This is a genomic window from Jejuia spongiicola (assembly GCF_023502325.1).
Classification (GTDB): Bacteria; Bacteroidota; Bacteroidia; order Flavobacteriales; family Flavobacteriaceae; genus Wocania_A; species Wocania_A spongiicola.
In genome coordinates this window covers 107,616-129,235 of record NZ_JAMFLZ010000004.1, presented here as the reverse complement: position 1 = coordinate 129,235, position 21,620 = coordinate 107,616, and the positions used below count along the sequence as shown (strand labels likewise).

Here is a 21,620-nt window from a genome sequence, read left to right as displayed (position 1 = left end):
ATTTTATCTTTTCAAGGTAAAATGCGATCTAAACTCTTTTTGTGTGTTATCAAGCGGTTCATTATATTTTACTACAAACCAATAATCTCCTGTTGGAAATTTTTGCCCATTAAACGTTCCATTCCATCCTAACCCTTTAGGGTTTAACTGTTTTAATAGCTTACCATATCTGTCAAATATATAAATTTCTGCATTAGGTTGAGTTGCTATTCCTTTAATATTCCATGTGTCATGTACACCATCACCATTAGGTGTAAAATATTTAGGGTAATCAATCACAATCTGCATTTCTGAAATTTCGTTACAATTTAATAAATCGCGTACATATACCGTATGTTCTCCCCCAGTTAATCGTTCAAATACATTAGAACTCTGCCACGAACCAGAATTTAGCCTATATTCATATTCACCAACACCTATAACTGTCACTTCTATAATATTATTGTCTGAAAAAGATGTGCTCAATAATTCTACTGACATACTCTCTGGTGGATACGACCCAACAACCAAGGTGCTTGCAGGAATTCTACATCCCGTTGCTATATTAGTTGCAAATACAGTATAATTACCAACCACTACTGGTGTAAACTGAGCATTTGTAGCTCCAGTTATTACTGTACCTATAGGATCTGCATTTACCTCAGCTTCTGTTCCATTATACCATTGGAATGTATAATCTGTAGTATTTAATTGTGTATCGATTGGGGGATTACTCAATAATGTTGCGTTTTCAGGAGCTATAACGTCATTATTACTATTTAAGCAAATTACATACTCTTCTTCAATACCTATTTCTGGAACTGGGTTTACTACTAGATTTATAGGAACCACTATAAAGCACTCATTTGCATTTGGTAATACTCTTACGTAAATAGTTTGGGTCACTGCCTCTGTGTTTTCAAAACTAATACTATTAGGTATTGTATTACTATTTCCAGCAATGGCATCGGCCTCATTTTCATAATAAGTAAAACTAAAATCCGCTGCGCTAAGTCCGTTTAAAATTTCTGTTTCTCGTCTTGTAACATCGAAAAAATCAAAGCCATCATTATCAACTTCACATTCTTCTATAGGAGAAGGGTTTTTATTTAAATTGTCATAAATAATTGTTTTTAAAGATAATGTTGTTGTAGACGTACAAGTATTTGAACCTGTAGCTAAAACTAAAATATCTCTATCTAAAACTGTATTGGTGTATACGGTTGGGGCTGTGATTGGGTTATTATTATCCAAATCTAATTGAGTCTCAAAATATGATAATACAATAGATGTATCACCTCCAGTAATTTGATTTTCCCTAACAGTTAAATCATAATCTGTTGTTACAATGTCACTACAAATTCGAATATCATCTGGTTGAAATATAGTTGGATTATAATTTACAACAAGGTTAAAACTCATATCGGTACTGAAGCATTCATTGGCATCTGCCACTCCATTTCCATTTTCATCAAATTGAGCACGAACAAATATTTGTTGCGGATTACTTATATTTGAATAAGTACTACTATTAGCTATCGCTATATTGTCAATTGCATCTTGTTCAGTAAGATGATAACTTATTAAAATAGCCTTGGTTTGTGTTCCAATGACTTCAACATCTTTTGTTGGCAAATCAAAAACAGTAAAATCTGTATCGCTACACAACACATAATCATCAATTGTATTTAGTACTGGTAATGGGTTAACCGTTAAAGTAATATGGCTCCCCAATCCTAAACAAGCATTAACAACATCGCTATCTACACGTACATATATTTGTTGTGTATTTGCTGAAGTGTCATTTCTATGGTTACTAATGTCTATAATTGCATTAGTTTCAGATAAAGCATCAGCTTCATTAGTATAGTAAGTTATTGTGGTATTTTGTCCACTACTAGGAAAAAGATTTTTTATTTGTTGTTCGGCATCACTAAAATCAAAAGCAGCGATACCATTAGTATTATTATTATCAATAAGTTTATCATCACAAACTTGATATGTCAAATTAAATGTTGACGGTATTTGAGTAGCACTAACTACTAAATCTATTCTTGCCGTACGGTAGCAACCTTTAGCATTTTCAATTCTTGAATAAACCACACTACTAAGTGCCGTTGGATTTGGGTAATTAATAAAGTTTGTAATTTGATTTGCAACTAAACCACCTTGAGCATCAGCATCACTTAAATAATAAGTAAAAGTTTCGTTTACTGAATTGTTTGACAGTATTGTATTGGCTTCAGTTAAATTAAAATTTGAAAAACCATCAGTATCATTATCACACTGAGTTAAGGTAACTATAGGGTTTACTGTTGGCAATGGGTTTACTACTAAATTAAAAGTAGTTGTATCATAACAACTAGTATTTCCTTTGTTTTCTATTCTTGCGTAAATGATTTGTGGATTACTTGTGTTTTGAATTGGCGATGTAATCTCAGTTCCTACAATTGCAGCATCAGCATCAACTTGAGAATTATAAAATTTAATATCATAATCTGTAGATGGCTGAGACCCTAGTACTTCATTTATTTTTGTAGACAAATCAAAAATTACAATTTCATTCGTATCGTCACCATCATTTGCATCATCACAAAGCTCATAATCTATTGGTTTATTAGCTATTGATTCTTTATTTACAGTAATATTAAAACTTGCAACTTCAAAACAAGTTTGTGTTTTATCTGCAATACGAATCCAAATGGTTTCATTTTGTGTTGTATTGGTATACGTGTTAGGTGTTGCAATAGGATTTTGATTAGCATCAGCATCTGTTTGACTAGTATGAAAACTAATAGGAAAATCTGCCGCTGCTTGACTACCTAAAACTAAAGCTTCGTTTGCTGAAAAATCAAAGATTTCTGTTAAATCGTTATCCGATTCACACAAAACAATATTTTCTGGTGGAGCAGATACTACTGGATTTGTAGTAAATTGAACAATAATATCATCTGTTGAACTACATCCTGCCGCAACATCAATTTGTACCGAATAAGTTCCTTCAGTTGCAACATTGTATGTTGGATTTGTTTCTCCAGGGATTTCTACACCGTCTTTAAACCATTTATATGTTGTTCCTGGTATAGCTAAAGTAGCATCCAACTCAAAAAGCTTACCACTACAAGCAGGATTTCCTCCCTTAATAGTTTTGTCTACACCTAGGTTACCTCCAATATCAAAACTTCCAGCCTCTAAAAATATAGCAGAGTCCCATTGAGAATCACCTTGATCAGCTACAACTATTTTTATTTCATAAGTTTTATTAGGGTCAACTGCTGCGCTTGCTGTAAGCACTTTAGTTCGCCCTCCGTAATTAGTGTCTGGTATATTATAACCTTCAAAAAATTCGGTGTTAGCTCTACAAGCAGCTGCATTATTAATATTTCTTACACTTACTCTTTGCCCATTAGGTAATACTGCTAAATTTTGATATTTAGTTGTACCTACTTCTCTTAATAAAAAAGCAAAGCTATCAGCAAAACTACATTCGGTTGCACCATCGTACTCTTCAGATGCCATTAAAAAACGGAAGCTAATTGTGTTTACTAACGGAACAAAATTAAATTTCACATAAGTAGCATCAAAAGTGTTTATTATCCCTAATGCTGTTTGTAAATCTGCATCGCCACCAAGTCCGTTAATATTATCAGGATGTGCGGTTCCTACTGGGGGTGTAACAATTGTATTACCTGCTTCAAAAGCTCTTCCTGATGTTATTATAATCCCTTCATCAAAAGGAAAAGAGCTTCCAACAGGTTTTTTAAAATAACCATAACTCTTTGTACTTGTTTGAGTTGGCGTACCACTAACTTGAGAAGAAAAAGTATCAACGGTAGAACACTCACTAGATATTAAAATATCTTCAACAAGCTTATCTAAAGAAAAACTTGATTCTGCATCAGCAGGGTTATTTACACTTATAATTTGCCCATAACTTGCTACAGATAAACAAATAAAAAATACAATTAGTAAAACGTTTTTCATAGTCAATTTAAATTAAACACTACATAGTCTTATAAAAACAGTTTAGTAGCATTTAACCCTAAAAAATAAATTGTTTTTTTGAACCAATAATATTTAGCACAAAGCTTCAAATATATGTATATCTCAAAGTTTCTTTTGTATTTTTACAAAAAATTAGCTAAAATGAACAATTTCAAGGTTTCTGTGCAAGAAACAACCAATAACGCCATAGTAAAATTTGAGGTAAATCAATTTATAACCAAGCATCAAAGCTTTGAGTTTAACAATATTGATGAGGCTAAATCATCGCCTTTAGCGCAACAATTATTTTACTTACCCTTTGTAAAAAAAGTATATGTCTCTGGTAATTTTGTTGCTGTAGAGCGCTATGACATTGTTGAATGGAATGATGTTAAAGATGAAGTTGCTGAACAAATTGAAACTTATTTAAATAATGGTGGTATTGTGGTTGAAGAAACTGCAACATCTAAAAAAGTTCCAGTAACTGTTTATGCTGAAAGTACCCCAAACCCTTCTGCAATGAAGTTTGTTGCAAATAAAAAAATAGTAACTACTCTTTTTGAATTCACTTCAATCGATGATGCAAAATTATCACCATTAGCTACTGAATTGTTTCATTTCCCGTTTGTAAAAAGTGTTTTTATTGACGAAAACTATGTCTCTATTACAAAGTACGATATGGCAGAATGGCAAGATATAACTGTCGAGCTTCGTGAGTTTATTAGAAATTATATTGAAAATGGGAAAGAAGTTGTGCTACCAAATGCTGCAGAAGCTCTGAAAAAATCGACAACTCAATTAGACAATCAATTTGAAAATATGGATGACACTTCCAAACAAATTGTAAATATTCTTGAAGAGTATGTGAAACCAGCTGTAGCTAGTGATGGCGGTAACATTCAATTTATTTCTTATGATGCTGAAAGTAAAAACGTAAGTGTTATGCTTCAAGGCGCGTGTAGTGGTTGTCCATCGTCAACCTACACATTAAAAAGTGGTATTGAAAATATGCTAAAAGAAATGCTTCCTGGAAAAGTAAACATGGTTGAAGCTATAAATGGATAAATTTGGTGTGATTTTTTATTTGGTGACTTTTTAGATTTAACTGTGTCAAAAAAACAACTATCTTAAATTAGAACAGGTAGCTAAATTATAACCTTAAAAAAATAAATCATGGCAGTATTAAAAGTAATTGAGATTTTATCAAACTCAGATAAAAGTTGGGAAGATGCAACTAAAAAAGCAGTTAAGCACGCTTCAAAAAGTGTAAATAACATTCGTTCTGTATATGTACAAGACCAAAGTGCTAGTGTAAAAGACGGTGAGGTTACAGAATTTAGAGTAAACTTAAAAATCACTTTTGAAGTAAAGTAATTTTACTTTTCTTTTAAAATATAAGCGTTCATTAATTGAACGCTTTTTTTGTGCTCAATTTTCGCTAACTTTGAAAAATGAAGTCCATTATAACATCAATTCTTATTATTGCATTAATAAGCTGTAAAGGTCAGAATTCTGAAACTATGACACACAAATATACTAACGACCTTATAAACGAAACTAGTCCGTATTTACTCCAACATGCTCATAATCCTGTAAACTGGAATCCATGGAGCTCAAAAACCTTAGCTAAAGCAAAATCTGAAAACAAACTTATGCTAATTAGTGTTGGGTATTCGGCTTGCCACTGGTGCCATGTTATGGAACACGAAAGTTTTGAGGATACACTAGTTGCCCAAGTAATGAATGATAATTTTATTAATATAAAAATTGACAGAGAAGAACGTCCAGATGTTGATCAAGTATACATGAATGCAGTGCAACTTATGACTGGAAGTGGTGGTTGGCCTCTAAATGTTATCGCATTACCTGATGGAAGACCAGTATGGGGAGGCACTTATTTTAAAAAAGAGCAATGGGTGGATGCCCTAGAGCAAATCTCTAAACTTTATATTGAGAAACCTGAAAAACTTCTCGAATACGCCGACAAATTGGAGCAAGGCATTAAAGCTTTAGATGTTGTTACACTGAATACAGATGAACCAGTTTTTGAAAAAAATTATATAGACGATGCTTTAACAAATTGGTCAAAGCAATTTGACAACAACTTAGGAGGAATGAATCGTGCTCCTAAATTTATGATGCCTAACAATTATCATTTTTTACTTCGATATGCCTATCAAACAAATAATAAAGAATTGCTAGATTATGTAAATTTAACCTTAACAAAAATGGCGTATGGCGGTATTTTTGATCAATTAGGTGGCGGGTTTTCCAGATACTCTGTAGATACAAAATGGCATGTACCTCATTTCGAAAAAATGCTTTATGACAATGGTCAATTAGTTAGCTTATATGCTGATGCCTATCTTATTACAAAAAATGATTTATATAAAGATATTGTTACTGAAACTTTAGACTATGTAAAAAACGAAATGACTATTGATAATGGAGCATTTTATTCAGCACTGGATGCCGATAGTTTAACACCAGAAGGAGAACTTGAAGAAGGCGCTTTTTACGTTTGGAAAAAAGAAGAGTTAAAAACACTTTTGAAAAATGATTTTGATTTATTTTCAGATTATTATAATATAAACAATTATGGGTTTTGGGAACATGGTAATTATGTATTAATTAGAAAAGATGATGACATTAAAATTATTAAAAAGTATGATTTAACTAAAGATGAACTAGCAGAAAAGAAATCAAATTGGAAAACTATTTTATTAAAAGAGCGTAATAAAAGATCAAAACCACGGTTGGATGATAAAACATTAACATCATGGAATGGAATAATGCTTAAAGGCTATGTTGATGCCTATAGAGTTTTTGGTACTGTTGAATATTTAGAAGTCGCAAAGAAGAATGCAAATTTTATTGTTGACAATCAGTTAAAAGAAGATGGCGGATTGTATCATAATTATAAAAACGGAAAGAGTACTAATAATGGTTATCTTGAAGATTATGCTGCAACCATTGATGCATTTATCGCATTATATGAGAGTACATTAAATGAAAAGTGGCTAACTTCTGCACGTGATTTGGCAAATTATACATTCGATCATTTTTTCGATGAGAAAAGCAGTATGTTTTATTTCACTTCAAATGAAGACGAATCTTTGGTATCTAGAAGTATCGAATATCGCGACAATGTAATTCCTGCAAGTAACTCTATAATAGCAAAAAATCTATTTAAATTATCTCATTATTTTGACAATGAACATTATAGCAAAACAGCTATGAGTATGCTTAACAATGTAAAACCAGAAATGTTAGAATATCCTTCTGGTTACTCAAATTGGCTCGATTTAATGCTAAACTACGCACAGCCATTTTATGAAGTTGCCATTGTAGGAGAAGATGCTAAAGAAAAAATAACCGAATTAAATAGAACCTATTTACCTAATAAACTTATTGCTGCTAGCACATCTGAAAACAATATGCCTTTATTAGAAAACAGATACAACCCCGGTAATACATTTATTTATGTATGTGTTAACAGAGCATGTAAACTACCTGTTACTAAAGTAAGTGATGCCATAAAATTTTTGAAAGAATGACGCTTTTAACAATTATTTTAGTAGCATTTGTAGCCTTAGAGCATTTCTATTTTTTAATATTAGAGATGTTTTTATGGACCAAACCAAAAGGGATAAAAACATTTGGGCTAAAATCGAAAGCCTTTGCTGATGAAACAAAAGTATTAGCTGCAAACCAAGGACTATATAATGGATTTTTATCTGCTGGATTAATTTACGCCATCATACAAGAAGATATAAATATTGCAATATTTTTTCTTGTTTGTGTGACTATTGCTGGTATATATGGGTCTTATTCTACAAAGAAAATTAAATTGTTTTATGTGCAAAGCATCCCTGCTATAATTGCACTAATCACAATAATTATCAATTAAATTAAAGTTAAAAGTAAATGGATTTAGAAAGATGGATTGACAAAGGCTATGCCTTAATTATAGATTTTGGCCCACGTGTATTAGCAGCCATAGCTATTTGGATTATTGGTTCGTGGATAATTAAAATGCTCCTTAAAGGTGTAACAAAAGCCATGGATAAAAAAGACTACGATGAGAGTCTTAAAAAGTTTTTATTAAACCTACTTAATTGGGTTTTAAAAATAGTTTTAATTGTAACTATTCTTGGCACCGTAGGTGTTGAAACTACTTCTTTTGCAGCCATTTTAGCTTCAGTTGGTTTAGCTATTGGTTTAGCTCTTCAAGGATCTTTGGGCAATTTTGCCGGGGGCGTCTTAATTATGATTTTTAAGCCTTTTAAAATTGGTGATTTAATTGAAGCTCAGGGTGAAATTGGTGTAGTTAAAGAGATTGAAATTTTTACAACTAAATTAACTGGCCTTTCAAACAAAGAGATTATTATTCCTAATGGTTCTTTATCTAACGGAAATATTATTAATTATACCACAGAAGGTACTCGTAGAGTAGATTTGGTTTATGGTGTTAGTTATGATGCCGACATTAAACAAACCAAAGAAGTTATAATGAAAGTATTAACTTCTCAACCTAAAGTTTTAAAAGATCCTGCTCCAGCAGTTACTGTGCTTGAACTAGCAGATAGTTCTGTTAATTTTGCAGTAAGACCTTGGTGTAATACAGAAGATTATTGGGATGTATACTTTGACGTTACTGAAAATGTAAAAGAGGCACTTGATGCGGCTGGTATAGAAATTCCTTATCCGCACGCTGTAGAAATACAAAAGCAAGCTTAAGATTTTTTAGGCTTTAAAGCCACAAAATCTTTTAAATAATACGGTTCAAAATAAGCGACATCTTCGGTGTCGCTTATTTTATATTTGCCATAAGCTAGCAAACCCATTTCGTTAGCTGATGGTAATTTATCTTCGATGAAAATAGCATTTGGGTGGCTTATAAGTACTTTTGTTTTTTCAACACCATTGCCAATAAAATACACTTTGCCTTGCTTTAAATAACTAGTAAAAGATGATTCATCTAAAACTTGCGCTTGAGTTTCTCGTACTTGGTTATAATCTGTATCAAAAATAGCCGAATACACTTCCATACGTCTAGCATCCAACATAGAAACTATCAGACCTTCATCAATTTTAACTTGATGCGCTAAAGCTTCTAAAGTTGGTATAGAAATTAGTGGCTTGTCTAAAGCAAAACAAAATCCTTTAGCTGCTGAAACCCCAATACGTAAACCTGTATAAGACCCTGGACCTTTACTTACTGCAATAGCATCTAGCTGTTTCGAATCTATATTGGCTTCTTTTAAAACTTCTTCAATATATACATGAAGTCGCTCTGCGTGCGAATAGTTTTTATCGTAATCTTCTTTTAAAACTAAAGTCTCACCTTCTTTTGAAAGTGAGACTGAACAGTTAGTTGTTGCGGTTTCTATATTAAGTATTAATGCCAAATCAATTAGTTAAAGATTTCCCCATGTAAAAGTCTAAAACTTTTGTCTTAAAAACAAAATCATATTTCGCATTTATCAAAGATGATTGTGCATTTATAAATTGTACTCTGGCTTGTTCTAAATCAAAAGCTGTCATATTACCAATATCATAGCGCTCCTTTGAATTATTAAAAGCTAACTCTTGGGATGCTAATGATTTTTGAGCGGCATCATAAGCTTTAAATGCTGCTTGTGCATCTGTATAGGCTCTTTGAATGTTAGACTCCAAATCTAACTTGGCTTGTTCTAAACGTAATTTACTATTTTCTTCTTGTATCTTAGATTTAGCGACAGCTGTTTTATTTTGAAATCTAGAAAAAATAGGGATGTTTACATTTAAGTTAAAATTATGGCCTTTATTTAAATCTAATTCTCGAAAGAATGCTTGCTTGGTAAAATCGTTTTTTGATTCACTCCAAACAGAACCAAAGCCATAACCAACACTTACTGACGGCAAATAGCCCGATTTAGAAATCTCAGTATTTAATGTAGCATTTTCAATATCTTTTTCTGCTATTTTAATTTCATTTCTATTAGTAAGAGCATAATTTAAAACTGGTGTAACTTCATTATATAACAAAGCTTCAGAAGGCGTATCAACATCGATAATCTCTACATCAAATCCATTAAAGGGTACTTGTAATAATTGTGACAGTGTAAGCAATGCCAAATTAAAATTATTTTCTGCAATAGTAACTTGTTGAGCATCTCTACTTAAAGTAGCTTCAGTATCATAAATATTAGCCTTAGGCTGTACCCCTGCATCTACTAAATCTTTAACTTGTTCCAGTTGTTTCTGACTGAAATCGTACTGTGCTTTTGCTGTTTCTAAATTTTCTTTATTGAATAATATATTTAAATACGCATTAACAACATTTAAAGAAATGTCATCTTTAATACGTGCTAATTCAAGATTGTTAATTTCCTGATTTAAGCGCGATTGTTTGTAAAGATTTAATGTTCTAAATCCATTAAACACATTTTGATTAACACTAAAATTATAATTAAACGAATGTGTTGTTTGATTATTTATTCTTTGATTAGTAACTGGATCGAAACCAGAACCAATACTCATTCGCTCACCTAAACTTCCGTTTACTGATGGTAAAAACTGTCCTTTAGCAGCTACAATATCTTGTTCGTTTAAAAGCAATGTGTTTTCGGTTTGTTTTACGGAAATATTATTTTCAAGAGCATACGCTACAGATTCCTGTAGTGTCCATTTTTTTTGTTGAGCAAAAGATGCTACAGTAAATAACACACTAAATAATAAAACAGAATGCTTCACTCCTACAAAATTTCTAAAATGTTGTAAGAAATGGCTAATTAACTTAATCATTATCTTCATCTTCATTATCTTTTGATGCCTTATTCCAAACTTTAATTTTATCGCCCTCTTTTACGCCTTCAGTGATTTCTACATTTATACCGTCAGACAAACCTAAAGTAACGTCCTTCTTTTCGAATTTGCCTTCTTCTTTTTGTATCTCTACAAAAGGTTTTTCTGTTATTCTATTATATTGTAAAAGGGCTTCCTTAATTGCCAAAACACTGTCTTTACTTTCTATATCTATTTCTGCATTGGCACTATAACCTGCTCTAATATCTGTACTTTGTTCTATTTGTACATCAGCTTTTATAGTAAACTGTACAGCACCGTTTTCCTCTTGCCCTTTTGGCGCAACAAAAGTTAGTTTCGCAGGAAACTCTTTGTCATTTATAGCACCCAGTAGCACTTTAATATCCTTACCTTCTTCAAGTTTACCAACTTCAGCTTCATCAACTTTTCCTTCAAAAATCATAAGACTCATATCTGCTATAGTAGCAATAGTTGTTCCTGCATTAAAATTGTTACTCTGTATAACTTGGTCGCCTTCTCGAACTGGAATTTCTAAAATGGTACCTGGTATTTGAGCTACAATATTGGTATTTGCAGAACTTCCTCCAGAAATAGAACCACGTCTTATAATTTGATAATCGTTTTGAGCTTGATTAAGCGATTCTTTTGCTTGATTAAATGACAAAGCACTATTTTCAAAATCTTGTTGTGATATTACTCCTTTTTCAAAAAGAGATTTATTTCTATCGTATAATGTTTTAGAGTTATCATAAGAAAGTTTAGCCGATGCTATTCTACTTTTAGCGCTTACTAAACTTTGCTCGTTTGGTACAACTCTTATTTTTGCAATTAAATCACCTTTTCTAACAATGTCTCCTTCTTCAACAAGAATATCATCAACAATTCCTGAAATTTGAGGTTTTAGTTCAATCTCTTCTTCTGGATTTAGTTTGCCTGTTGCTACAGCTTTTGTGTTGATTGATGTGTAAAAAGGCTCTTCAACCTTAAAATCTACGACATCTTTTGAATTGGCATCTTTAAAATATTTTAACACAAATACTAATAGTATTAAAACAACGATTCCTAAAATAATTTTTACTGTTTTGTTCATTTTTTTGATTGTTTATTCTTCTCTTAATGCTTCAATTGGTTTTATACTTGTTGCTTTAAATGCTGGAATTAAGCCTATTAAAGTTCCTAATATTACTAATATAATTAATGCTATAAATACTACAGCAATTGATACAGACGCATTTACTATTGCGGCATCGTCTCCTTGCCCAAAGGCTGCATCTAGACCTATTAAAATCCATCCTCCAGATATAATTCCGAATAATCCAGCTACTAAAGTTAAAAATACAGCCTCAACTACTATTTGCCTTTTAATCTCAAAAGGTGTTGCTCCTAAGGCTCGACGTACTCCTATTTCTTTAGTACGTTCTTTTACTGTAATTAGTAAAATATTACCTATGGCAAATACGCCTGCTATTAATGTTGCAATGCCAACAAACCAAGTTAAGAATTGCATTCCAATTAAAAACCCTGTGACTTTCGCAAATTCTTTCCCTAAGTTAAAACTACCAAAAGCACGTTTATCTTTAGGGTGTATACTATTTAAGTTTTTAAGTAATAGTTTTGCGTCGTTTTCAATTTGCTTAATATCATACTCTGGTTTCCCTGTAATCATCATCCAACCGATTTGATCACCTTGATTGTATATTTGTTGAAATGTTGTGAAAGGAATATGGATATCTGCCGATGGCCCCATATTTACGTTTCCATTTTCAAACATGCCAATTACTTTAAAATTTATACTATTAATTTGAATATATTCCCCGATTGGGTTTTCGTCTTTTTCAAATAATTGTTTATAAATTTCGTCTGATATAACGGCTACTTTTTTATTATCATCTATATCATTCTGATTAATAAATCTGCCATGTACTAATTTTTTCTTTTGGACCTGATCTAACAATGGATAATCTCCATAGATTCCAAAATTTCCGGAAAGGAATTTTCTAACTACTAGTGCCTGATTTACACTTCTAGGAACAACAAATTCTATTCCTTCAACATTTTCTTCTACTTTTTTAGCATCAGATAATGATAACCTTACTTGTTTTCCTTCTTGAAATCCTTTAAAAGGTTTACTTGTATTTTCTCCCCAAACAAAAACACTATTAGTAGCAAAACTTCCAAATAATCTGTTAAATGAGTTTTCTAACCCTCTGGCAGACCCTAACAGCCCTATTAATAATAAAATACCCCACCAAACACCTACCATAGTAAGTATAGACCTTAGCTTGTTTTTACTAAAGCTATCATAAACTTCTTGCCATGTATCTCTATCAAATAAAAATTTAAACATAATCAATCGTTTCTTAGTGCTACAATAGGTTTAATTCTTGAAGCTTTTTTTGCTGGTAAATATCCAGCAATTGCTCCAGCTGTTATTAATGTTAGTGTTGCTCCTATTACAAGACTATTACTAACTCCTGGTTCTTTTATAAAATATTCTTCTAAATATGGAGCTACAATTTCTAAAACACCAACACCAATTAACAACCCTACATATCCTGCAATTGCAGTTATTAAAATAGATTCTATTAAAATTATGGATACTATTGATCGTGGCGATGCTCCTAAAGCTTTACGTATTCCTATTTCTTTAGTGCGTTCTTTAACAATAAAAATCATGATATTACTAATACCTACAATACCAGCTATTAGAGTACCAAAGCCTATAACTAAAATAATAACTGTTAGTCCTCCCGTCATCTGTCCAACAGCTTTTGTTCCTTCTGCCATATTACGAACTCTAATTGCTCTTTGGTCATTCCTAGCTACCGAAAAACGATCTTTCATTTTTTTAGTTAATAAAGAGCTAAAAGCTAATGCTTGATCGTAATCCATTTCTGGATTATATGTTAGGTTTATTTGATCTATATAATCGTTATTGCCATATAAATGCTGTGCCGTTGTTATTGGTATATAAATTAATCGCTCTTCATTATCGCCACCATCATCTGTAAAAACACCAACAACTTTATATTGTATTCCATTAAGGTTTATATATTTCCCTAAAGCTGCCGTTTTTAAAAATAAGTCCTCTTCAACCAACCTACCAATTATAACAACTTTTGTTCTATTTTGTAAATCGTTCTGATTAATGTATCGTCCTTCTTTTATATTTGTCTTTTCTAAGTATTGATGGTCTGGATGTACTGCTCTTAATCTATAACTGTTTTGTTCGTTTCTAAAAGACGCTTGAACATTTTTATAAATTCTAGCAGTTATAAATTCTACTTTATTACCAAAATCATCTTTTACATAATCAAAGTCCTCATTTTTAAACTGAATACGTCTTCCTGCTTGTAATCCTTTATGGGCTTTTGTAGTTCTACCAGATCGAATAAAAATAGAATTATTTGCATCATCAACAAATGCTTCAGCAAATGTATTTTTCAAACCATTAGCAATCCCAAAAAGAATGGTAAATAATAATATGGCAAATGCCACAGTAAAACCAGATAATAAACTTCTGGTTCTGTTTTTATTAATACTTTGAAATATTTCGCGCCAAAGGTCTATATCAAACATACTGTTCTGCCCTAACTTGTTCTACTTTTTTATCTTCCATTATAACACCATCACGTAATCTTACAATACGTTTACACATATTGGCAATATCTTCCTCATGCGTTACCATTAAAATGGTCTTTCCTTCATCATTTAATTGTTGAATGAAAGCCATAATTTCATGCGACGTTTTAGTATCTAATGCACCTGTTGGCTCATCGGCCAATAATAGTTTAGGGTTTGCAGCTAAAGCTCTTGCAATAGCAACTCTCTGGTTTTGACCTCCTGAAAGTTCTTTAGGTAAGTGTTCTGCCCAATCTGCTAAGCCTACTTTCTCTAAATGAAACATAGCCAATTCTTGACGCTGTTTACGTTTCATACCTTGATAATATAATGGCAATGCTACATTTTCAAGCGCATTTTTATAATTTATAAGATTGAATGATTGAAAAATAAATCCTAAAAATTTATTTCTATAAACGGCTGCCTTTTTTTCGGTAAGATCTTTTATTGGTAATCCATCTAAAACATAATCTCCTTCATCAGCTTCATCTAACATACCAATAATATTTAGTAATGTTGATTTTCCTGAGCCTGAGGAGCCCATAATAGCTACCATTTCTCCTTCTTCTACAGAAAGATCAATACCTTTTAAAACATGTAAACTGGAATCGCCTATTGGGTAGGACTTGTGTAGTTGGCTAATATTTAACATTACTTTGATTGATTTAATAAAGCTAAGGCTTTGTAGTTAGACTTAAAAGACAAAGAAATGTTACAAAAATTGTACCTAAAAATTTTTATTATTTATTTAACGTATTGAATTTCTTATAAATAAAGTAAGCTAATCCTCCTACAAGTATATATGGTATTGCCATTAAGTATACAATACCATCATTAATGCCTTCGGCTGTAGCTTGCCCTTCTTCGCTTTCTAAAACTGCACGACACATGGCACATTGTCCATTTGTTTCTAAGAAAAAGAAAAAAGAAAAAACAAGAAAAACTATTTTACTCTTCTTCATCGTTTTAAACATAATATGGTGAAATCATTATATAAACAATAACGCCAGTTACTGCTACATATAACCATAAAGGGAATGTGATTCTGGCTATTTTTTTATGTTTTTCAAAGTTGTTTGTTATCGCTCTTACATAAGTGATTAACACGAACGGGATAACTGCAATAGACAAAACAATATGTGTTAATAAAATAAAATAGTAAACATATTTTATAACACCTTCTCCTCCAAATTTTGTAGAATCACTCGTCATATGATAAGCCACATACAAAACTAAAAAAACTACAGAACACCATATAGCTGTAGTCATTAGGTTTTCATGAAGTACAATCTTTTTCTTTTTTATTGCTAAAAAAGCCAAAACCAAAATAACTGCTGTTAGCCCATTTATAGTTGCATAAATTGGAGGTAAAAAGCTCAAAGGTTCTACGTTTGGTATTTTAACTCTAAATAAAGTAGCTACAACAATTGGGATAATTATTGATAATATAACTATTAACTTGTTATATTTTTTATCGTCTAAAAGAGGTTCTTGATTATTCATTTTTAAGAGGTTCTTTGCTTCGTTCTTAACGGAAAATTATTCGTTAAGTAGTTTTTTTATATCTTCTTTTAATGCACTAATTTCTTCTTTAACACCATCTTCATCAACTTTCTCTTCTTCTGAAATTATTCCTCTATAATAGATTATGGGATTTCCAAATTTATCTTTTCTTGAGCGTATAAATCCATTTTTATCAATTAAAGCAAAATTACCAGAATGCTCAAAACCTCCTTCGGCCTCTGCATTTTCTCCTGTATATAAATTAAACCCTTGGTTCGCCAATTTATAAATTTCATCTTTATTACCAGTCATTAAATGCCAATTTGGGTTAGTCACTCCATAGCGCTCTGCATATCCCTTTAGAATTTCTGGCGTGTCATAGTCTGGATTAATAGTGAATGATGCAACACCAAAATCTTCAAAACCTTTAAAGCTATTTTGAATTTGAATAAGGTTAGCATTCATCCGCGGGCAAATAGTTGGGCATGTTGTAAAGAAAAATTCTATAACATAAACTTTCCCTTCATAATCTTTATTAGAAATTGTTTTCCCTTCTTGATTAGTAAACGAAAACGTTGGCACTTTTTTTGGTTGCTCATTAATCTCAATGAATGCTAAATCTGATTTTGTCGACTTTTTTTCTTTAGCAGAATCACTTCTACTTTCATTGCGTATAATATCGTTATTAGATATTCTGTCAACAATTTTAGGTATGAATATTATTCCAAAAACTAGTATAATAAATGCTATACCTATATATGAATAATTAGTTTTCTTGCTCATTGGTTTTATTTAAATCGTTTGCTCTTCTAGTATCAGAATTAAATTCGCCTTTTCGTTTTTGTCTATATTCTGTAAATAAAATACGTAAATCGTCACTCATTTTATTTTTAATTTCTGCAACTTCAATACAATTATAAGAATATAGCCCATAAATAGGTTCTCCCTTTTCCAGTTCTTTATCAGTTCTATCATCTAATCTACCACGTTGGTTTAAATCTTTATCAACAACAAAAACATTATCTGATGACAAATTACCGCTAAGATTCGGTTTCGATTTTAAGCTATAAAATAAACGTTGAATATCATTTGGCTCTCCAAAAAGAAAATGCCAAAATCGCAAATCTTCATATGATGCTATTTCTCTTTTAAGGTTTTCAACAGCAGACTCAGTACCCTTTGGCATTATAATTACTATTTGAAAACGCTTAAAGCCTTTAAACTTATCGTAAACAAGTTCTTTTAAATTTAAAGCTGTTGTTGATTTATTATCAGGCTCATTACCAAAAAAACCCAGCACAGTAATGTGATCTTTTAATATAATTTGCTCGCTAGAGTTTGAAGAAAACGATTGTAAATCTAATACATTTTCATTTACTATATCCAATGGTTCATAATTGTGAGTTGCAGGATATAAAAACAACAAAAATGTTACAGGAAGAAAAAATAAAACTCCTAAAACTACATAACGGCTAATTTTCTTATAATCCATTGAATAGATGCCTTTTTATTGAAAATAAATACGGTTGCAAAAATAAAAAAAGGCAGTCTAAAAACCGCCTTTGTATATCTATTTAACACTTAAATTACACTATGTGTAAACTATAAATAAAGTCTTTAGAAATCTCTTTTAACAAATCCATCTTTATAAACATCAAAAACATAGCCGCCTTCTTGTAACAAGATGAATATTAAATATAAAATTAGAAAGATTGCTGTCCAAACTACCATGCGTCTTAAGCTTTTTAACTCATCTCGCATGTGCATAAAATCCCAAGTAATGTAATAGGCTTTTACTATGGTTAAGATGATAAAAATCCAGTTTAAAGCTTTCATCCCTAAAACTTGCCCCATTAATATCTCTGGTTTTAATATCCCTAACACTACTTCTACTATAGTTACAATGGTAAGAAAAATTAAAACGCCCCAAATTTTTTGAGTGTTTGACTTAAATTTTAATAAGCCTCTAAATATTTCTAATTTATGTTCGTGTGCCATTTTTAAATGCTTTTAATGTCTCCTTTCTTCAAGGAAATGAAATATATTTTAATTAAACTAGGTAGAAGAATGTAAATACAAATACCCAAACTAAATCTACAAAGTGCCAGTATAAACCAACTTTTTCAACCATTTCGTAGTTTTTACGTCTTTCGTAAGTTCCTAATATCACATTAAAGAAAATGATGATATTAATAATAACTCCAGAGAATACGTGAAAACCGTGAAAACCTGTTATAAAGAAAAAGAAATCTGCAAATAATGGTGAGCCATACTCGTTTACATGTAGATTAGCCCCTTCTACAACAGTTCTACCATTCTCTTTTAAAAGCTTTAATGATTCTCCTCTAGATAGCACTGTTTTTTTACCAGCATCGTCTATAATTTGTGTTCTTACTAAAATATTATCATGCGCTTCAAAACCATTAATAACCTCATCAACGGTATAGGTTGGCAATGTCCCTTCTTGTACAAACCACAACCCGTCTTTTCGACCATGCTCTGCTCTATACGTTTCTTCTGCAACTGCAAAATCTCTTAGTGCAACTCGATGACCGTCAGTATCTACAAACTGTAATATGTTACCTCCTTTTGTTTGAATAGCGCCATAGTCTCCTTTAATAAAAGTATTCCATTCCCAAGCTTGAGAGCCCACAAATATTAAACCACCAATAATGGTTAAAAACATGTAAATGGTTACTTTTCCTTTATTTAAATGATGACCAGCATCAACCGCTAACACCATGGTTACAGACGACATAATAAGTACAAATGTCATAAAAGCCACATAATACATTGGTGCATCTACACCGTGTAAAAATGGAAAGTGAGTAAACACTTCATCGGCAATTGGCCATGAATCTATAAATTTAAATCTTGAAAATCCGTAGGCCGCTAAAAACCCAGAGAACGTTAAAGCATCTGAAACGATGAAAAACCACATCATCATTTTACCATAACTTGCATTTAGCGGTTTATTTCCTCCGCCCCAAGTTTTACCTTCTGTTCCAGTATTTACAACTGTAGTACTCATATGTAATGGTTGTTATTTAAAAGTTGCACAAAAATAATCAAATTATCTATGTAATAAAATATCGTTTAAGTAATTTTTAAAATGGTTATAACGCATTATATCTAAAACCTTCTTTTTTCAGAAAAAACCTTTATAATTTTACCCTACAAAAGTTAGTAATAAATAAAGAAATACCCATAGTATACCAACAAAATGCCAAAAGGTAGCTGCCAATTCAAACCCAAGTATTTTAGTTGCATTATACTTTTGTTTAAAATGATTATAAATTACTACTAAAATGCATATTAGTCCTGCAACTACATGTAAAACATGAAAGAAAGCTATCAAGAAGACAAAAGAAGCTTTTGGGTTACTTATTTCTCCTGTAAATCTATAACCGGATTCTATTAAAGCATTAAATCCTTCAAACTGTAAAAACACGAATAAAATTCCTAAACAAAATGTTGTTACTATTAATATAGATGTTAACGATCTATTTCCTTTTTTTAATGCTTGTTTTGCCAAAATAAAAGTAATACTACTTACAATAGTAACAAAAACACTGATTAAAAAAATATTTGGTAATTCTAATTCGCTAGACCAATCTGGTCGTTTCCTGCTAATAATTACAGCACTTGTTAATCCTGCAAAAGCCATAAATAATGAAATAAGGCTAAACCAAAGCATCATTTTTTTTGCTCGGTTATTTTTTTCTTCTAAAGTCCCTTGAGTTAAATCCATGGTTATCTAATAAATTTATCAATTACATAAACAACTTGTACTAATGAAATATAAGATACACTAACTAGCATAAGCTGTCTTGCTGATTTTTCAGTCATTAATTTAAATAAGCGAATTGCATAATACAGCATCCATAGTCCTAAAAGAAATACGATAACTGCTGATACTATTGATAATTCTAATTTACCAGTAACTCCAAAAACAGGAATTATTGATACTATTAGCGTCCAAACAGTGTACATAATAGTTTGTACTGCTGTGCCTTTATCTTGCTTTCCTGTTGGCAACATAAAGAATCCGCCTTTTTTATAATCTTCAAATAAAAACCAGCCAATAGCCCAAAAGTGAGGGAATTGCCAAAAAAATTGTAATGCAAACAAAGTTCCTGGTTCTATACCAAAATCGTCTGTAGCTGCAACCCAACCTAACATAAACGGAATGGCACCTGGTATAGCTCCAACAAAAACCGCTAATGGTGTTTTAGTTTTTAAAGGCGTATAAACACATGTATATAAAAATATTGAAATAGCACCAAACATAGCCGTTTGCTTATTGATGGTGTATAGTATAATAATGCCTAATAATGTAAAAATTGATGCAATTATAAAAGCAGTAGTAACAGACATTCTTCCTCCTGGAATTGGCCTATTTTTAGTACGACTCATTAAGGCATCTAAATCTTTTTCAATAATTTGATTAAATGCGTTTGAAGCTCCAACCATAAAATACCCGCCAAAAGCTAGTAAAATTAGAGTTTTAAAATCTACGGTTTCTGCGCCTAATAAATAGCCTGCAAGTGAAGAAAAAACAACACTTAATGCTAATCGCATTTTTGTGATTTCCTTAAAATCTGAAATTACAGAATATGTTGCTAATGAAGATTTTGAGTTGCTCAATGTTTCCTTTTCTTGGTCGCTTTATAATGCGAGTGCAAAGATACTTTATTAAAGCAATTTGAGCAATCCTTTTTAGCGGTAAATTTATTTACATCATTAACCTCTCAAGATTTTGTATTTTTATTGAAAACTTAACATTACACATCTTATTATGAAATCTTTAAAAGCTATATTTTCTCTTTTTGTTTTTTGCTTTTCCTTAATAGTTTGCGCACAAAACAACGATGTTGTTATTAAAACCAACAAACTGTCTGAGAACATATATATGCTAGAAGGTCAAGGTGGTAATATTGGTATTTCTGTTGGAGAAGATGGTATTGTTATGATTGACAGCCAGTTTGCCCCATTAACGCCTAAAATTTTAACCGCCATTAAAGCAATTAGTAATAAACCCATAAAGTTTTTAATCAATACACATTGGCATCACGACCATGTTGGCGGCAACGAAAATATTAAAAATGAAGGCGCTATTATAGTAGCCCATGATAATGTTAGAAAACGTATGAGTGTAGATCAGTTTGATAAATACCGAAACAGGACTACCAAAGCTTCTCCAACAAAATTACCATTGGTTTCTTTTTCGGATAACATAACGTTTCATATGAATGGTGAAGACATTATGGTTTTTCATGTAGATAATGCACATACTGATGGCGATGCTATGATATATTTTATAAATAGTAATGTACTACATATGGGCGACACTTATTTTCAAGGTAAATATCCATTTATAGATTTAGCAACTGGCGGAAGTGTAAATGGTTATATAAATGCTGCAAAGCGTGCTTTAATGCTAATTGATGACGACACTAAAATTATTCCTGGACACAGAAACCTATCAAACAAAAAAGAATTAACAGCATACTTAACCATGCTAAAAACTCTAAAAACCCGTGTTTTAGCAGAAATTAAAAAAGGAAAAACCGAAGAAGAGGTAACAAATAACGAAACTATTAACAAAGAATACACCGCTTTAAATTATGGAGATTGGTTTATTAAAGACGCCCAAATACGTCAAACGTTTTATAGAAGTTTAAAAGAAGAATAAGTTAATTCAACTTCATTAAAAATTGATA

Annotated in this window: 21 protein-coding genes; 6 read left to right on the top strand and 15 right to left on the bottom strand. The window is 31.4% G+C overall.

Features of this window, described 5'->3' with window-relative positions:
• Positions 1-3: 3 nt before the first annotated feature.
• A complete protein-coding gene (locus tag M3P09_RS10375; protein WP_249973074.1) occupies positions 4-3,963 on the bottom strand; it encodes a T9SS type B sorting domain-containing protein in 3,960 nt (1,319 codons plus the stop codon).
• Positions 3,964-4,125: 162 nt separating this feature from the next.
• On the opposite strand from M3P09_RS10375, the gene M3P09_RS10370 reads away from it, so the two are divergent.
• The 5 genes from M3P09_RS10370 to M3P09_RS10350 all read left to right on the top strand — a co-directional run bounded on the left by M3P09_RS10370 (position 4,126) and on the right by M3P09_RS10350 (position 8,703).
• Positions 4,126-5,028, top strand: a complete 903-nt coding sequence (locus M3P09_RS10370; RefSeq protein WP_099563353.1) for a NifU family protein — start codon at positions 4,126-4,128, stop codon at positions 5,026-5,028.
• 108 nt (positions 5,029-5,136) lie between these two features.
• Positions 5,137-5,337 (top strand): dodecin family protein, encoded by a 201-nt coding sequence (locus tag M3P09_RS10365; protein ID WP_099563352.1) that lies wholly within the window; start codon positions 5,137-5,139, stop codon positions 5,335-5,337.
• Between the two features lie 77 nt (positions 5,338-5,414).
• Positions 5,415-7,520, top strand: coding sequence for a thioredoxin domain-containing protein (locus tag M3P09_RS10360; protein ID WP_430886767.1), 2,106 nt, complete (start codon positions 5,415-5,417; stop codon positions 7,518-7,520).
• Positions 7,517-7,873 carry a DUF1304 domain-containing protein gene (locus tag M3P09_RS10355; RefSeq protein ID WP_249973073.1) on the top strand — a complete coding sequence of 119 codons (357 nt, stop codon included), beginning with the start codon at positions 7,517-7,519 and terminating at the stop codon, positions 7,871-7,873. Before M3P09_RS10360 ends, M3P09_RS10355 begins: the two co-directional genes overlap by 4 nt.
• Before the next feature lie 17 nt (positions 7,874-7,890).
• Positions 7,891-8,703: a mechanosensitive ion channel family protein gene (locus tag M3P09_RS10350; protein ID WP_249973072.1), complete on the top strand. Its 813-nt coding sequence runs from the start codon at positions 7,891-7,893 to the stop codon at positions 8,701-8,703.
• On the opposite strand, the gene tsaB is transcribed toward M3P09_RS10350, so the two are convergent.
• The 14 genes from tsaB to cyoE all read right to left on the bottom strand — a co-directional run bounded on the left by tsaB (position 8,700) and on the right by cyoE (position 20,544).
• Positions 8,700-9,374: a tRNA (adenosine(37)-N6)-threonylcarbamoyltransferase complex dimerization subunit type 1 TsaB gene (tsaB, locus tag M3P09_RS10345; RefSeq protein ID WP_249973071.1), complete on the bottom strand. Its 675-nt coding sequence runs from the start codon at positions 9,372-9,374 to the stop codon at positions 8,700-8,702. The two genes, M3P09_RS10350 and tsaB, sit on opposite strands and share 4 nt — an antisense overlap.
• A gap of 1 nt (position 9,375) precedes the next feature.
• On the bottom strand, positions 9,376-10,761 hold the full coding sequence (locus tag M3P09_RS10340; protein WP_249973070.1) for a TolC family protein: 1,386 nt from the start codon (positions 10,759-10,761) through the stop codon (positions 9,376-9,378).
• Entirely contained in the window at positions 10,745-11,863 is a 1,119-nt protein-coding gene (locus M3P09_RS10335) for an efflux RND transporter periplasmic adaptor subunit (RefSeq protein ID WP_249973069.1), read from the bottom strand. Before M3P09_RS10335 ends, M3P09_RS10340 begins: the two co-directional genes overlap by 17 nt.
• A 12-nt stretch (positions 11,864-11,875) precedes the next feature.
• Positions 11,876-13,120 carry an ABC transporter permease gene (locus tag M3P09_RS10330; protein ID WP_099563346.1) on the bottom strand — a complete coding sequence of 415 codons (1,245 nt, stop codon included), beginning with the start codon at positions 13,118-13,120 and terminating at the stop codon, positions 11,876-11,878.
• A 2-nt stretch (positions 13,121-13,122) separates the two neighbouring features.
• Positions 13,123-14,352, bottom strand: coding sequence for an ABC transporter permease (locus M3P09_RS10325; RefSeq protein WP_099563345.1), 1,230 nt, complete (start codon positions 14,350-14,352; stop codon positions 13,123-13,125).
• Complete coding sequence (locus tag M3P09_RS10320) at positions 14,345-15,046, bottom strand: ABC transporter ATP-binding protein (protein WP_099563344.1); 702 nt, start codon at positions 15,044-15,046, stop codon at positions 14,345-14,347. The genes M3P09_RS10325 and M3P09_RS10320 overlap by 8 nt, the downstream gene beginning before the upstream one ends.
• 88 nt (positions 15,047-15,134) lie before the next feature.
• A complete protein-coding gene (locus M3P09_RS10315) occupies positions 15,135-15,356 on the bottom strand; it encodes a hypothetical protein (protein ID WP_249973068.1) in 222 nt (73 codons plus the stop codon).
• A gap of 4 nt (positions 15,357-15,360) precedes the next feature.
• On the bottom strand, positions 15,361-15,897 hold the full coding sequence (locus M3P09_RS10310) for a DUF420 domain-containing protein (RefSeq protein WP_249973067.1): 537 nt from the start codon (positions 15,895-15,897) through the stop codon (positions 15,361-15,363).
• Between the two features lie 36 nt (positions 15,898-15,933).
• Positions 15,934-16,680: an SCO family protein gene (locus tag M3P09_RS10305; RefSeq protein WP_249973066.1), complete on the bottom strand. Its 747-nt coding sequence runs from the start codon at positions 16,678-16,680 to the stop codon at positions 15,934-15,936.
• Complete coding sequence (locus M3P09_RS10300; RefSeq protein ID WP_249973065.1) at positions 16,664-17,389, bottom strand: hypothetical protein; 726 nt, start codon at positions 17,387-17,389, stop codon at positions 16,664-16,666. Before M3P09_RS10300 ends, M3P09_RS10305 begins: the two co-directional genes overlap by 17 nt.
• A gap of 125 nt (positions 17,390-17,514) precedes the next feature.
• On the bottom strand, positions 17,515-17,895 hold the full coding sequence (locus M3P09_RS10295) for a cytochrome C oxidase subunit IV family protein (protein WP_099563340.1): 381 nt from the start codon (positions 17,893-17,895) through the stop codon (positions 17,515-17,517).
• Positions 17,896-17,947: 52 nt separating this feature from the next.
• Complete coding sequence (locus M3P09_RS10290; RefSeq protein WP_099563339.1) at positions 17,948-18,928, bottom strand: cytochrome c oxidase subunit 3; 981 nt, start codon at positions 18,926-18,928, stop codon at positions 17,948-17,950.
• A gap of 138 nt (positions 18,929-19,066) precedes the next feature.
• Positions 19,067-19,648, bottom strand: coding sequence for a cytochrome c oxidase subunit 3 (locus tag M3P09_RS10285; RefSeq protein ID WP_249973064.1), 582 nt, complete (start codon positions 19,646-19,648; stop codon positions 19,067-19,069).
• Positions 19,649-19,650: 2 nt separating this feature from the next.
• Positions 19,651-20,544 carry a heme o synthase gene (gene cyoE, locus M3P09_RS10280; RefSeq protein ID WP_249973063.1) on the bottom strand — a complete coding sequence of 298 codons (894 nt, stop codon included), beginning with the start codon at positions 20,542-20,544 and terminating at the stop codon, positions 19,651-19,653.
• 151 nt (positions 20,545-20,695) lie between these two features.
• Here cyoE and M3P09_RS10275 point away from each other — a divergent pair, with 151 nt between their 5' ends.
• Entirely contained in the window at positions 20,696-21,592 is an 897-nt protein-coding gene (locus tag M3P09_RS10275) for an MBL fold metallo-hydrolase (protein ID WP_249973062.1), read from the top strand.
• The last annotated feature ends 28 nt before the right edge of the window (positions 21,593-21,620 follow it).

Coding starts and splice junctions, on each gene's coding strand:
- M3P09_RS10305 (WP_249973066.1), bottom strand. CDS start 16,680: ATGAGCAAGAAAACTAATTATTCATATATAGGTATAGCATTTATTATA.
- M3P09_RS10365 (WP_099563352.1), top strand. CDS start 5,137: ATGGCAGTATTAAAAGTAATTGAGATTTTATCAAACTCAGATAAAAGT.
- M3P09_RS10295 (WP_099563340.1), bottom strand. CDS start 17,895: ATGGCACACGAACATAAATTAGAAATATTTAGAGGCTTATTAAAATTT.
- M3P09_RS10375 (WP_249973074.1), bottom strand. CDS start 3,963: ATGAAAAACGTTTTACTAATTGTATTTTTTATTTGTTTATCTGTAGCA.
- M3P09_RS10350 (WP_249973072.1), top strand. CDS start 7,891: ATGGATTTAGAAAGATGGATTGACAAAGGCTATGCCTTAATTATAGAT.
- M3P09_RS10310 (WP_249973067.1), bottom strand. CDS start 15,897: ATGAATAATCAAGAACCTCTTTTAGACGATAAAAAATATAACAAGTTA.
- M3P09_RS10325 (WP_099563345.1), bottom strand. CDS start 14,352: ATGTTTGATATAGACCTTTGGCGCGAAATATTTCAAAGTATTAATAAA.
- M3P09_RS10275 (WP_249973062.1), top strand. CDS start 20,696: ATGAAATCTTTAAAAGCTATATTTTCTCTTTTTGTTTTTTGCTTTTCC.
- M3P09_RS10370 (WP_099563353.1), top strand. CDS start 4,126: ATGAACAATTTCAAGGTTTCTGTGCAAGAAACAACCAATAACGCCATA.
- M3P09_RS10340 (WP_249973070.1), bottom strand. CDS start 10,761: ATGAAGATAATGATTAAGTTAATTAGCCATTTCTTACAACATTTTAGA.
- M3P09_RS10290 (WP_099563339.1), bottom strand. CDS start 18,928: ATGAGTACTACAGTTGTAAATACTGGAACAGAAGGTAAAACTTGGGGC.
- M3P09_RS10355 (WP_249973073.1), top strand. CDS start 7,517: ATGACGCTTTTAACAATTATTTTAGTAGCATTTGTAGCCTTAGAGCAT.
- M3P09_RS10330 (WP_099563346.1), bottom strand. CDS start 13,120: ATGTTTAAATTTTTATTTGATAGAGATACATGGCAAGAAGTTTATGAT.
- M3P09_RS10315 (WP_249973068.1), bottom strand. CDS start 15,356: ATGAAGAAGAGTAAAATAGTTTTTCTTGTTTTTTCTTTTTTCTTTTTC.
- M3P09_RS10335 (WP_249973069.1), bottom strand. CDS start 11,863: ATGAACAAAACAGTAAAAATTATTTTAGGAATCGTTGTTTTAATACTA.
- M3P09_RS10285 (WP_249973064.1), bottom strand. CDS start 19,648: ATGGATTTAACTCAAGGGACTTTAGAAGAAAAAAATAACCGAGCAAAA.
- M3P09_RS10300 (WP_249973065.1), bottom strand. CDS start 17,389: ATGGATTATAAGAAAATTAGCCGTTATGTAGTTTTAGGAGTTTTATTT.
- M3P09_RS10320 (WP_099563344.1), bottom strand. CDS start 15,046: ATGTTAAATATTAGCCAACTACACAAGTCCTACCCAATAGGCGATTCC.
- M3P09_RS10360 (WP_430886767.1), top strand. CDS start 5,415: ATGAAGTCCATTATAACATCAATTCTTATTATTGCATTAATAAGCTGT.